Source organism: Streptomyces sp. NPDC087859, from assembly GCF_044742595.1.
Classification (GTDB): Bacteria; Actinomycetota; Actinomycetes; order Streptomycetales; family Streptomycetaceae; genus Streptomyces; species Streptomyces canus_F.
This window is the reverse complement of the sequence record NZ_JBIUUU010000002.1, coordinates 226,211-239,321: the sequence shown is the minus strand read 5'-3', so window position 1 is coordinate 239,321 and position 13,111 is coordinate 226,211. Positions and strand designations below refer to the sequence as shown.

The window sequence follows — 13,111 nt, the reverse complement described above, 5'->3', positions numbered from 1 at the left end:
TTGTCCACAGAGGTGGATTTCTCCACAGAACGCCAGGCCTCACTGGTTCACGACCCCGAAGACATGGGAGGCTCTGTTCATTGCGAGCCTGAAGTCGAGGAGAGTGAATCCTTGCGGTCCGACGCCAACATCGCGGGACCGATGACCGATCCGGTCCCCGGTCCCCGTACCGAGTCGATGGGGGACGATGTTTCACGTGAAACACCGCCCCCGATGGACGACACTCCCATCGGTCGTGCTGCCCAATTGGCGGTGGAGGCACTGGGTCGCGCCGGCGAGGGCCTACCTCGGCCTGAGCAGACCCGCGTCATGGTGGTCGCCAACCAGAAGGGTGGCGTGGGCAAAACGACGACAACGGTCAACCTCGCCGCTTCACTGGCGGTGCATGGCAGCCGTGTCCTCGTGATCGACCTCGACCCACAGGGCAACGCGTCCACGGCCCTGGGTATCGACCACCACGCCGAAGTGCCGTCCATTTACGACGTCTTGATCGACAGCAGGCCGCTGGCCGAAGTCGTCCAGCCGGTCCCGGACGTAGAGGGTCTCTTCTGCGCTCCCGCCACGATCGACCTCGCCGGTGCGGAGATCGAACTGGTCTCCCTGGTGGCACGTGAGAGCCGGCTTCAGCGGGCGATCCAGGCGTATGAGCACCCGCTGGACTACATCCTCATCGACTGCCCGCCCTCGCTCGGCCTGCTGACCGTCAACGCGATGGTCGCCGGTGCCGAGGTCCTCATTCCGATCCAGTGCGAGTACTACGCGCTGGAGGGTCTGGGACAGCTTTTGCGTAACGTCGACCTGGTGCGGGGGCACCTCAACCCCCACCTGCATGTCTCGACGATTCTGCTCACCATGTACGACGGCCGAACGCGGCTTGCGTCCCAGGTCGCGGACGAGGTGCGCACCCACTTCGGTGACGAGGTGCTGCGGACGAGCATTCCCCGCTCGGTCCGTATCTCCGAGGCACCGAGCTATGGGCAGACGGTGCTGACCTACGATCCAGGATCGAGTGGCGCCCTCTCCTATCTTGAGGCGGCACGAGAAATCGCGCTGAGGGGCGTGGGCGTCGCCTACGACCCGACGCAGGCCCATATCGGCACCCAGAGCAACCCGAGCATGGTGGAGGGCATTCAGTGAGTGAGCGACGGAGGGGTTTGGGCCGTGGGCTCGGCGCACTGATCCCTGCTGCCCCGACGGAGAAGACGCCGGCTCCGGCCGCGGTGGGGGGCGCGGGTTCCGCGTCTCCGTCGGCCGTACCGGTGCTGACGACCGACCGCGGAGTGGCTGCGGCGAAGGTAGCCATGCTGCCGCCTGTTTCACATGAAACCGAGGAGCCGTCGGTCAACGGCTACGCGGAGACTCCCGCGCCTCCTGTGGGCGCCTTCTTCGCGGAGCTTCCGCTCGACTCCATCACGCCGAACCCGCGGCAGCCGCGTGAGGTCTTCGACGAGGACGCGCTGCAGGAACTGGTCACCTCCATCCAGGAGGTCGGTCTCCTCCAGCCGGTCGTCGTGCGGCAGGTCGGTCCTGCGAGCTACGAGCTCATCATGGGTGAGCGGCGCTGGCGGGCCAGCCGTGAGGCGGGCCTGGACGCGATCCCGGCGATCGTGCGGGCCACGGACGACGAGAAGCTTCTCCTGGACGCGCTCCTGGAGAATCTGCACCGGGCTCAGCTGAACCCGCTGGAAGAGGCCGCGGCCTACGACCAGCTGCTGAAGGACTTCAACTGCACGCACGACCAGCTGGCGGACCGCATCGGCCGTTCCCGCCCGCAGGTCTCCAACACCCTGCGTCTGCTGAAGCTCTCACCGGCCGTCCAGCGCCGGGTGGCAGCCGGGGTCCTGTCCGCCGGACACGCACGCGCCCTGCTCTCCGTCGAGGACTCGGAGGAGCAGGACCGTCTGGCTCACCGGATCGTCGCCGAGGGACTCTCGGTGCGTGCCGTCGAGGAGATCGTGACCCTCATGGGGTCGCGGCCCCAGACGGCTCAGCGTTCCAAGGGGCCGCGAGCCGGCGCCCGGGTCTCTCCGGCGCTGACCGACCTGGCAGGCCGTCTCTCGGACCGCTTCGAGACGCGAGTGAAGGTCGATCTGGGGCAGAAGAAGGGCAAGATCACGGTCGAGTTCGCCTCCATGGAGGACCTCGAGCGGATCCTCGGCAGCCTCGCCCCCGGAGAGGGCCCCGTCCTTCAGAAGAGCCTTCTGGACGGCGACGCCGAGGGCATGGAGGACTAGAGCCTCGGACTGGCCGGGTGCGATGCCCGACAGTCGACGGAGCGGGTTGTGTCCGGTGGGTACTGGACACAGCCCGCTCTTTGCTTTCAGGCGGTATCGAGGCCATCACATCGTGGATACGATGCGTTCGGGTATGGCGCAACCACCCGGCAGCACCTTCAGGGGAGGGCAGGTGTCATGCGAACGGTAAGCCGCACCGGACTGATGAGCGCGGGCCTGGGGCTGGGCGCGGTCGGCGGCTTCGTCGGCAGCCTGATCCGGGAACGCAGCGCTCTGACAGCCGCCCGCGATGCCGCGGGCGAGGGAAGCGAGGAACAGCCTTCATGGGCCGTCGGCTCGTACCGCTCACGCTGGACAACCTTCAGGACGTTCCCAAGCGCTGTCGCTCGTGTGTCTTCTGGGAGCTGGACCCAGTCAGTGGCGAAGCCGCGGTAAAGGCAGGCACAGCCGCCCTGGAGAAGGAAGCGTGGATCTCCTCGGTCCTGTTGGACTGGGGATCGTGCGGCCGGGTCGTGTACGTCGACGAGGTACCGGTGGGCTTTGTGCTCTACGCTCCTCCGGCCTATGTCCCCCGCTCGACGGCGTTTCCCACGAGCCCCGTGTCACCTGACGCCGTGCAGTTGATGACGGCGTTCATCATGCCCGGATATCAGGGACAGGGGCTGGGCAGAGTGATGGTCCAGACGGTGGCCAAGGATCTGCTGCGACGGGGCTTCAAGGCGATCGAGGCGTTCGGGGACGCCCGCTGGCGGGAGCCTGCCTGTCTTCTGCCCGCCGACCACCTTCTGGCAGTGGGCTTCAAGACGGTCCGTCCTCATCCCATGCATCCACGCCTGAGGCTGGAGCTGCGGACGACGCTCTCCTGGAAGGAAGACGTGGAGATGGCGCTGGACCGGCTCCTGGGAGCCGTGCAGAAAGAACCGGCGCTACGGCCGCTGTAACGACAATGGACCGGCCCTCATGGGCCGGTCCATTCGTGTTTCACGTGAAACATCATGCAGTTGTCACGTGGAACGTCACTCAGCGATGAAGTCCTCGAGGTCGCGAACGATCGCGGCCTTCGGCTTCGCACCGACGATGGTCTTGGCGACCTCGCCACCCTGGTAGACGTTCAGGGTCGGGATGGACATGACGCCGTACTTGGCGGCCGTACCCGGGTTCTCGTCGATGTTGAGCTTGACGATCTCGATCTTGTCGCCGTACTCGGCGGCGATCGCCTCGAGGGACGGAGCGATCTGGCGGCAGGGACCGCACCAGGCGGCCCAGAAGTCCACCAGTACGGGCTTGTCGTTCTTGAGGACGTCCTGCTCGAAGGAGTCGTCGGTCACGTTCTTCAGGGTGCCGGCCACGGCGGGCTCCTTAACTGGTTATGCGGGGTGGGGTGGAAGGGAGGGTCAGACAGCGGTCTTCTCGGGCTCCGCCTGCTCCTCGTCCGCGAGGGCGGCGAGGAAGCGCTCGGCGTCGAGGGCGGCGGAGCAGCCGGTACCGGCCGCGGTGATCGCCTGGCGGTAGGTGTGGTCGACGACGTCGCCGGCGCCGAAGACCCCCGTCAGGTTGGTGCGCGTGGAGGGGGCTTCCACCTTCAGGTAGCCCTCTTCGTCCAGCTCCAGCTGGCCCTTGAAGAGCTCGGTGCGCGGGTCGTGGCCGATCGCGATGAACAGGCCGGTCACCGGGAGGTCCGAGAGTTCGCCGGTCTTGAGGTTGCGCAGCTTCAGGCCGGCCAGCTTCGGGTCGCCCTGGATCTCGGCGACCTCGCTGTCCCACACGAACTTGATCTTCGGGTCGGCGAAGGCGCGCTCCTGCATCGCCTTGGAAGCGCGCAGGGTGTCCCGGCGGTGGACGATCGTCACGGACTTGGCGAAGCGCGAGAGGAAGGTGGCTTCTTCCATCGCGGTGTCACCGCCGCCGATCACGGCGATGTCGTGGTCCTTGAAGAAGAAGCCGTCGCAGGTCGCACACCAGGAGACGCCACGGCCGGAGAGGGCGTCCTCGTTGGGCAGGCCGAGCTTGCGGTGCTGCGAGCCCGTGGTCACGATGACGGCCTTCGCCTTGTGGACCGTGCCGGCCGTGTCGGTGACGGTCTTGATCTCACCGGTCAGGTCGACGTTGACGACGTCGTCCGGGATGAGTTCGGCGCCGAAGCGCTCAGCCTGGACACGCATGTTGTCCATGAGCTCGGGGCCCATGATGCCGTCCTGGAAGCCCGGGAAGTTCTCCACCTCGGTGGTGTTCATCAGCGCACCACCCGCGGTGACGGCGCCCTCGAAGACCAGCGGCTTCAGCGACGCGCGCGCGGTGTAGAGCGCCGCCGTGTAGCCGGCAGGCCCGGAGCCGATGATGATCACGTTACGGACGTCGCTCACGACTGGGTTCCTCGTCTCTGGACTGCGTCAGTACGGCCGGTGGGAGCCCTCTCAGAACTCTCACCCCACCCAACGGATCCTAAGGGGCGCGCATTCCCGGTGTGTCCGGGCACACGGAGAGGCGACACCGTTTGGGATACCACGCCGGCCGTAGGCGAAGCGTCAGCCCGTGAAATCGCGCGTGAAGTGTCAGCCTGCGGGCCGCGTGTAGGAGTGCGTCAGCAGAACCTTCGCCGAGGACGAGGAATCCGTTTCGCAGGCGGCGTCGACCACGTAGGCATCGACACGGCTGGTGTCCTTCGCGTCGTCGATCATCACCACGAGGTACGCCGGGTCCCCGTCGTATGTGCCCTTCTTGGCGGCCAGTGCTTCGTCCTCGCGGCCGATGCCCTGAAGGACGCACGCAGGCACCTGAGGGATGGTCTTGTTCTTGAGGTTGTTCTCGGGGACGGTGTTCACGCCGAAACTCTGGGGGGCACGAGAGCCTGCTCCGGAGTTCTGCGACAGAAGCGCGGAGACCTCGGTCTCGACCTTCTTCCCCGAGAAGACGTCGGCCTGTCCGGACGGTTTGCCGTCGTTGAAGGACGACAACAGCACCGAGCCGAGCCCCAGAGCGGCGACCGTGAACACCGTGCCGAGAACGGCGATCCTGCGGCGTCCGCCACGGGAGCGGTCCTTGCGGCCCGGGCCCGTGGTGGAGCTGCGGGGCCGGCCGGCGGGTCGGTCCGTCGGCGCCGACGTTTCACGTGAAACATGCGCCTCGGTGAGCGTGGGGGCATCCGCGGCGTCGGGGGCTGTGGCGTTGAGCAGAGCCTCGGCGGCCAGTGCGGCGTCGATACGGCTCGCGACATCGTCGGGCATGCGCGGGGGGCCCGGCATCGTGCCGAGCAGACCCCGGATCTCCTCCAAGGACGCGTGGACGTCGGCGCAGAGCTCGCATTCGTCCAGATGCCGTCGTACGTCCGAGGTCCGGGACGGGGGGAGAAGGCCTTCGGTGAGGTCGGAGATCTCCGCGACGTCCGGGTGCCCGGCCGTGTCTGTCGATGTCATGCTCGCCCACCTCCGCCCTTCACAGCAGCTGAATCGCCTGGACCTGTCTCGCGGGGGCCTCTGTCACGAGGTTCCGCTGCGGGTGGGACGGATGTCCCCTGCACCCGGTTCCGTCCCCCGCCCGGTTCTCTGCCGGCACCGGTGTTTTCCGGCCGCAGATGGGTGAGAAGGGGGAGGAGTCTGGCTCTGCCGCGGGCGCAGCGGCTCTTCACCGTGCCGGTCGGGACATCGAGCATGCGGGCGGCCTCGGCCACCGGGTATCCCTGCATGTCCACCAGAACGAGGGCCGCCCGCTGGTCGGGCGGGAGCGTGCCGAGGGCTTCCACGAGCTGGCGATGCAGATCATTGCGCTCCGCGGGCGCCGAGGCCGACTCGTGCGGCTCGAGGAGCTGCTCCAGGCGCTCGGTGTCGTCGACCGGGGACGTCTTGCGGGAGGCCGCTTTGCGGACGCGGTCGAGACAGGCGTTCACCGTGATGCGGTGCAGCCATGTCGTGACGGCCGACTGGCCGCGGAAGGTGTGGGCGGCCCGGTAGGCGGAGACCAGGGCGTCCTGGACGGCGTCAGCGGCCTCCTCACGATCCCCGAGCGTCCGCAGGGCCACCGCCCACAGGCGATCACGGTGACGCCGTACGAGCTCACCGAAGGCGTCGGGATCGCCGTCCACATGCCAGGCGAGGAGATCCTGATCGCTTGCGTCGCCGTATGCGGTGCAATCTGCCATCGGACCCCCTCCCCTGGGATGCGGTGCGCTCAGCCCTTGAACGTCACGTCGGTCACTGCCTGCTTGTAGCCGGCCCCGCTGAACCCGTCCGTCGGCGCGTACGGCACGGCCGTGACCCACAGCAGCACGTACTGCGTCTTGACGGTCTTCGACGCCTTCACCGTAAGAGAGTTGCCCTTGGTGGTGGCGGTTCCGATCTCCGTCATCCCGTCGACGCCCGTCGAGGGTGAGAGAGAGTCCGTGGCGTAGAGCTTCACCGTCGTGTTGTTGCCCGGGTACCGGAGCCCTATCGACGCGGTCGAGATCTCCTGCGACGAGCCGAGGTCATAGACGATGCCCACGCCCGGCTTGTAAGGGGCCAGTGTCGGACCGGCGTTGTAGCGCTTGGTCCGCCAGTACGTGGAACTGTCGCCGTCGTAGGTCAGCTTGACGTCACCGGGCGCCTGGGCGTCGCCGCTCGCGACATATTCCTGGGCTTCCTTGATGCTGAGCGCCTTGGTCGGCTTGGTCTTGTCGCCGCCCTTGTCGTTGTCGTCCGTCGTCTGCGTCTGGTTGGTGTCGTCGGACTTGTTGCCCTGGTCCATGAGGGCGTCCGCGAGCTGCCAGCTGCCCAGGCCCAGCGCGGCGATCAGAAGGGCCGACACGGCCCACTTGAGGGCTCGGCCGGTGCGGCTCTGCAGTGGGGGCGGAGGGGTCGCCAGCACCTGTGTGGCGCCCGGGTGCGGCGCGGGACGGCCGTAGGTGCCCTGCTGGTACGTCGTGCGCTGGTACTCGGGGGGCGCGGTGAACGCCGGCTCCGGCGGGCGGATGCGGGGCATCTCGCCGATCGCCTTCACCAGTTCCTCGGGCGTGGTGCACGCGGACTCGTGGCGGGAGGCGGTCGCGCCGTCGTTGACGAGTGCGCGCATCGACAGCTCGGACAGACCGCGGTGCACGCCGGCCCGTACCTGGTCCGGGGCGATCAGACCGACGTCCTTGGGCAGCCCGGACAGGCCGTAGGCGTCGCTCTCATACGGCCAGCGCTGGGTGAGTCCCGCGTACAGCAGTGCGCCGATCGCCTCGGTGTCGGTGCGCTGCGGGGTGTCGGAGGTGATTCCGCGCAGCGCGGCGTTCACGGCGAGGCCGCGGATGCGCCACTGGCCGCTCGAAGTACGCAGCACCGCGTTCGGGTTCAGGCGCAGATGCGCGAGGCCCTCGCGGTGGGCGGCCGCCATGGCGGCGGCGATCTGACTGACCATCTGGTAGGCGTCGTGCGGCTCCAGCGGCCCGGGGGCCAGCAGCGTGGTCAGCTCGGTGGCGTCGGGCAGCCACTCGTGGACGACATAGACGAGATCGTTCTCCTCGACGGCGTCCAGGACCTGGACGAAGCGGGGGTCACCGAGCAGCGCGGACGAACGGGCCGCGGCCAGGACGGAACGAGCCCGTGAGTGGTCCGCGGGCAGGATGTGGACGCCGACCGCGCGGCGGAGCTTCTCGTCGACCGCACGCCAGCTGCTGAAGCCGTCCAGACGGGTGACGCACTCCTCGAGCCGGTAGCGTCTGGCGAGCTTGTGGCCACTGTGCAGTTCGGGCGGTGAGGCTTTCCCGGGACTCTCGGTCCCGCCACTCCCCTGTGCCTCTTCGTTGTCCGTGTCCCGCTCCCGGTTCTGGGCCTCCCCGTCGGCCGTGGACTGGTCCGCCTGTGCGGTCAGCGGCTCGTCGCCACTGTTGTCTGCCACGTCGACGGCAGCCGTGCTGCGTTCCGCCACCGTCGTTCCTGCCTCCCCATTCGTTGCGCGCCGACCGACTTCCGTGCGCGCCGTCCGACGCCGAACCCAATTGTGCCCACAGTCCGACCCTATGCACGACACACGGTGGCGGACGATGGTTGTGCGCGTACCCGATTATCAGCGCCCCAGCCGTCCGCGCACCATGCCGACCAGGGAGTTCAGCTCTTCGATGCGCATCTTGCGAGCGGCCACGAAGAAGATCCCGAGCAGCACGACCCCGCCGACGATCAGGGCGGCGAACGATCCGACGACGCCCTGGCCGAGGGTGTGACCGATGCTGTAGCAGACCGCGCCGCTGAGGACTGCCGCCGGTACCGAGGCGATGCACAGTCTGGCGTACGTCCGCATCACGCGGGCACCGTCCAGGTCCCCGCCGAGCCGCTTACGCAGACGGCTCCAGGCGACGCCGACGCCGATCATGTAGGCGAGGCCGTACGAGGCGGCCATACCGACGACCGCCCAGCGCGCCGGCAGTACGAAGTAACAGGCGGCGGACGCGACGGCGTTGACGGCCGCCACGATGACCGTGTTGTAGAAGGGCGTCCGGGTGTCCTCGTAGGCGTAGAAGGCGCGCAGGACGACGTACTGCACGGAGTACGGGATCAGGCCGAGGCCGAAGGCCATCAGCATGAAGCCCATGTTCGTGGCCTGGTCGGCGCCCGAGGAGCCGAAGATCAGAGTGCACATCGGAATGCCGAGAGCGACGAACCCGAAGGCGAGCGGCACGATCGCCACTGCTGTCGTGCGCAGGCCCTGGGAGATGTCGTCGCGCACGGCACCCGCGTCGTCCTCGGCGGCCGAGCGGGAGATACGGGGCAGCAGGGCGGCCATCAGCGAGACGGTGATGATGGCCTGCGGCAGGCCCCAGATGAGCTGGGCGTTGGCGTAGGCGCTGAAGCCGGTGCCGGGGACGCCGGAGTCCGTGATGGCCGCGGTGGCCAGCTGGGTGACGACGAGGGCGCCGGCCTGGTTGGCGAGGACGAAGAAGATCGTCCACTTGGCGAGCATCGCGGCCTTGCCGAGGCCGTGGCCCTTCCAGTCGAAGCGGAGACGCACCTTGAAGCCGGTCTCACGCAGATAGGGGATCATCGCGAGGGCCTGCACGACGAGGCCGAGCAGGACGCCGACACCGAGCAGCCGGACGCCCTCGGGCGGGATGCTCTGGACCGTCATCCCGGAGCGCTCGGACGTGCCGTACACCCACAGGAACGCGCCGAGCGTCACGATGATGACGATGTTGTTCAGGACCGGCGTCCACATCATGGCGCCGAACCGGCCGCGGGCGTTGAGGATCTGGCCCATCACCACGTGGATGCCCATGAAGAAGATCGAGGGCAGGAAGTACCGGGTGAAGGTGACGGCGGTCTCATTGGCCGCGGGATTACTGGCCAGCGGGTTCGACAGCGCCCGCACCAGGAGTGGCGCGGCGAACATGACGAGCACGGTGAGCACGCCGAGGATCACCATGACGAGCGTCAGCAGCCGGTTGGCGTACGCCTCGCCGCCGTCCTCGTCGTCCTTCATGGAACGGACCAGCTGAGGGACGAACACGGAGTTGAGGCCGCCGCCGACGGTCAGGATGTAGATCATCGTCGGCAGCTGGTAGGCCACCTGGAAGGACTCACCCAGCAGGCCCAGACCGAGAGCCGAGACGATCATCGCGGAGCGCACGAACCCGGTGAGCCGGGACACCATCGTGCCCGCCGCCATCACCGCGCTGGACTTCAGCAGGCCCGTGGCCTTGCCGCCCTTCTTCGCCGGAGCCGGCGCGGCCGGAGGCGGTACGGGGGCGGTGCCGAGGTTCATGGTCCTGTCCGCGGAGGGCGGCATGGGGGGCTCGGCTCCAGGGACCGGTGCCGGAGAGGGGCCGGGGACCGACGGGGGCTGGTACGGCGGTTGGCCGCCGCCCTGCTGCTGGTCGCGGAAGAGGTGGGCGAAGGCGTCCGGCTCGTGGCGCTCCTCGGCGGAGTGCGTGACGAGGTCGTCGACGCCGACGTACTGAGTCGTGCGGGGATCGTCGCCGTACGGCAGGTACTGGGTGGGACCCTCCGGCTCGGGGGCCGGCGTCTGGGCCCACACGTGCGGGTCCGGTGCGTACGGGGACTGCTGAGGCTGGGCGTACAGCGGCTGCTGCGGCTGGTACGTGCCGGGGGGCGGCGGAGGGTGCGCGGCGCGGTCGTAGAGCGCCTCGGCGACCGGGTCCTGGGCGGAGAGGTCCTGCGCCCGGTAGGGGTCCTGGTCGTAGGCGTCCTGGAGGTACATGTCCGCGGGGGGCTGCGGCGGCACCTGGCCGTGCTCGGGCGGCGGGCCGTCGGGGTAGCCCGAGCTGCCCGCGGCCTGGCCGCGGTCACCGTCGTACGGCGCGTTCATGGTTACCCCACCTCATCGTCCCGGGCCCATCGGCGGCCACGACATCCTCAACGGTCCACTCTCTCACCCGTGCCGGACGGGTCGGCGCTTTCCGCTGCGGTGTCCGGCGCAGGGTCACTCGGCTGCTCCGGGTCGTCTGCCCCGCGCAGGGTGCCGGACTCTTTCCTGAGACGGTCCTCGGAGTCCCCGGGGTTCTCCGTGGCGTCCACGGCCTCGCCGGTCTCTTCGGGGTCGTCCTCCGTGGCCTCCCGGGCGGCGGCGCGCTTGCGCTGCGTGTACATCCGGAACCCGGCGAGGACCAGCAGAAGGAAACCGCCGCCGATGACCAGCATCACCGTGGCCGTGAACTCGGTGACCTTCACGTCGAACTGGACGGGGTCGCCGTACGCCTGGCCGTCCTCCGTGAAGAGCTGGGCGGTCACCGTGGTTTTTCCGTTGGCCTGGGCGGAGGTGGTGAACTTCACCGACTGGCTGTGGCCGCCGGAGACCGCGACGCGCTGCTCCTGGTACTCGCCGTCGCCGATCTTGAGGCGGGTCGGACTCGTCGAGGTGAGCCGCAGCACCAGGTGCTCGACACCCTGCACCAGGTTGTTCTGCACGGTCACGGGGATGGTGGCGCTGCGCCCGGAGAGCTTGGTCTCGGACTTGTCGATCAGTCTGACCTGGGAGACCAGGGAGTTGAGGTACTGCTCCACGGCGTTGCGGTAGCGGTTCGCCTCGGCGGCGCGACCGCGCCACGCCGTGGACATCTCGCGGTTCGTGGCCCGGCCGAAGGGGGTTACCACCCGGGACGAGTCGGTGAGGATCACCTTGAACCTGTCGAGCTTGTCCTGCGTGGTCGCGATCTGCTCGAAGGCCGCCTTCGACAGCTCCCGCTTGCGCAGCGAGGACGGATAGGCGGACGCCGACGGCACCCTGGTGGTGGCACTCGTGTCCGGCTTGGCGGCGGCCGCCGACGTGAGGCCCTGGGCCTTGGACCAGTTCCCGTCCTGGAGGGCCGCCACCGCCTCGGCCATCGCCCGGGCCTGGCTCGCCGTCGCCATGCGCTGCGGGGCGACGACGATGCTGCGCTGCTTGTCGGTCTGGGCGTTGAGCGCCAGGCTCGACGCGAGGAACTTCTGTACGGCGAGCGTCGTGGCGGAGGCCTTCGTCAGATCGCCCTGGAAGGCCGTGGACAGCCGCGCGTCCGCCACCACCGCTGTCGTGCCGCCGCCGATGGGACGGGCCGCCGAGGGCGTGTACGTCAGGCCCCCGGTCTCTTCCAGGCTGTCGCTGCGCGTGATCACCTTGTCGGCGCCGGCGGAGGTGGCGACCTTCACGATCGAGGGGTCGATGGCACCCTCGACCGGCCAGGCGAAGTCGGTGGTCGGCGTCACGTGGAGGATCGGCTCCACCGTGTTCGCGACCGCGTCGGTGGCCTCTTTGAGGTGGTTCAGCGAACCGGTGACGGTCGTGCCGTTGTGCGCGAGGGAGGCCAGGTCCGGGTCGGCGAAGGGGAGGGCGACGACCTCCTTGTCCTTCACCGCCTCCTGCAGCTCGGCCAGCCATGCCATGGCGACCCGCTGGTGCGTGCCCGCCACGGTGGTGCTGCCCGACTCGACGCGGTAGGCGCGTGTCATCGCGTCGACGGAGGCCAGCAGGTCCGGGTCGATCACCCAGGTGACGTCCAGCTCCTTGCCCAGCGACAGCAGCTGCTCCAGGCGGCCGCCGGGGGAGATCTCCTTGGCGAGGTCGTCGTCGAGGAAGACCGGCGTCTGCTGTTCGTTGGATCCCGTCTCCGCCGTCATGTGGACGGTGGAGACGAGCGGCCACAGGACGGTCGTCTTCGTCTTCGTGTCGGCGTCCTCGGGCTGCCAGGGCAGGAACGTCCGCTGGATGCCGAGCACCTGCTGCCACTGCTGAGCGGACGTCTCACCGGTCAGGGAGACGCCGAGCTGGTAGACGCCGGCCGAGCCGAGATCCAGCTCGTCGACCGGCACGGAGATGCTGAAGTCCTGGGCGACGCCCGGGGCGAGCTTGGTGAACTTCTTGAGGTACTTGCCGCCGACGATCGTCCCGTCGAGCCCCGGCTGGAAATCGGTGCGTTTGTCGACGGTGTCGATCTCCGAGCGGGTGCTGATCGCGGGGCCCACGCGGAGGTCGACCTGGGCGTCGGTGACCGCCTGCTTGCCGTTGTTGGTCACGGTGCCGGACACGGTGACCGTGTCGCCGTCCGTGGGGGCGCTGGGGGTGAGCGTGTCGAGGGCGACGGCCACTGTGCTCGAGCCGGACGCGGCCGCCGCGGGTGTGGCCGCCGGCAACTGGAGGAGGCCGGCCAGCAGAGGCGCCCCGGCGAGCAGGGCTCCGGTGCGCCGCAGCCACCGGCGGGCAGGTGAGGGACTCATCCCCTGGAAGTCTGCCGCCTCGGCCACGCGCTCGCCCGTCCCTCGTCGTCGTCAGTGGTCGTCGGAATGTGCGTCCACGCATGGTAACGATGCGCGCTGAGGGGAAGTGCCGCGGACTGCTCCACAAGATCGGGGGAAGAGTCCGGGGCGTCCCGTATGTGCGCGTATAAGGAGGAGCGATTCCGCCCGCTCGAGGGGTGAGCCTCCCATACCTGGCTG

General features: G+C 68.8%; 10 protein-coding genes. 3 read left to right on the top strand and 7 right to left on the bottom strand.

Translation table 11 applies throughout. The annotated features are described in order from the left end of the window. The first annotated feature begins 63 nt into the window (after nucleotides 1–63). From ACIOHP_RS04980 to ACIOHP_RS04970, 3 genes are all read left to right on the top strand, one after another. On the top strand, nucleotides 64–1,137 hold the full coding sequence (locus ACIOHP_RS04980) for a ParA family protein (RefSeq protein ID WP_307037341.1): 1,074 nt from the start codon (nucleotides 64–66) through the stop codon (nucleotides 1,135–1,137). After that, nucleotides 1,134–2,234, top strand: a complete 1,101-nt coding sequence (locus ACIOHP_RS04975) for a ParB/RepB/Spo0J family partition protein (RefSeq protein WP_401883503.1) — start codon at nucleotides 1,134–1,136, stop codon at nucleotides 2,232–2,234. The genes ACIOHP_RS04980 and ACIOHP_RS04975 overlap by 4 nt, the downstream gene beginning before the upstream one ends. 323 nt (nucleotides 2,235–2,557) lie before the next feature. Continuing rightward, nucleotides 2,558–3,175, top strand: coding sequence for a GNAT family N-acetyltransferase (locus ACIOHP_RS04970; RefSeq protein ID WP_361552650.1), 618 nt, complete (start codon nucleotides 2,558–2,560; stop codon nucleotides 3,173–3,175). 75 nt (nucleotides 3,176–3,250) lie between these two features. On the opposite strand, the gene trxA is transcribed toward ACIOHP_RS04970, so the two are convergent. From trxA to ACIOHP_RS04935, 7 genes are all read right to left on the bottom strand, one after another. After that, nucleotides 3,251–3,583 carry a thioredoxin gene (gene trxA / locus ACIOHP_RS04965; RefSeq protein ID WP_081218330.1) on the bottom strand — a complete coding sequence of 111 codons (333 nt, stop codon included), beginning with the start codon at nucleotides 3,581–3,583 and terminating at the stop codon, nucleotides 3,251–3,253. Between the two features lie 45 nt (nucleotides 3,584–3,628). Further along, a complete protein-coding gene (trxB, locus tag ACIOHP_RS04960) occupies nucleotides 3,629–4,597 on the bottom strand; it encodes a thioredoxin-disulfide reductase (protein WP_401883500.1) in 969 nt (322 codons plus the stop codon). A gap of 189 nt (nucleotides 4,598–4,786) precedes the next feature. Beyond that, nucleotides 4,787–5,647: an anti-sigma factor family protein gene (locus ACIOHP_RS04955; RefSeq protein WP_401883497.1), complete on the bottom strand. Its 861-nt coding sequence runs from the start codon at nucleotides 5,645–5,647 to the stop codon at nucleotides 4,787–4,789. Further along, nucleotides 5,644–6,369, bottom strand: a complete 726-nt coding sequence (gene sigM, locus ACIOHP_RS04950) for an RNA polymerase sigma factor SigM (RefSeq protein ID WP_401883494.1) — start codon at nucleotides 6,367–6,369, stop codon at nucleotides 5,644–5,646. Before sigM ends, ACIOHP_RS04955 begins: the two co-directional genes overlap by 4 nt. Nucleotides 6,370–6,398: 29 nt before the next feature. Continuing rightward, nucleotides 6,399–8,117: a serine/threonine protein kinase gene (locus ACIOHP_RS04945; protein ID WP_361552660.1), complete on the bottom strand. Its 1,719-nt coding sequence runs from the start codon at nucleotides 8,115–8,117 to the stop codon at nucleotides 6,399–6,401. Nucleotides 8,118–8,255: 138 nt separating this feature from the next. Beyond that, nucleotides 8,256–10,508, bottom strand: a complete 2,253-nt coding sequence (gene murJ / locus ACIOHP_RS04940; protein WP_401883491.1) for a murein biosynthesis integral membrane protein MurJ — start codon at nucleotides 10,506–10,508, stop codon at nucleotides 8,256–8,258. Between the two features lie 47 nt (nucleotides 10,509–10,555). After that, entirely contained in the window at nucleotides 10,556–12,919 is a 2,364-nt protein-coding gene (locus ACIOHP_RS04935; protein WP_401883489.1) for a DUF6049 family protein, read from the bottom strand. Nucleotides 12,920–13,111: the final 192 nt, after the last annotated feature.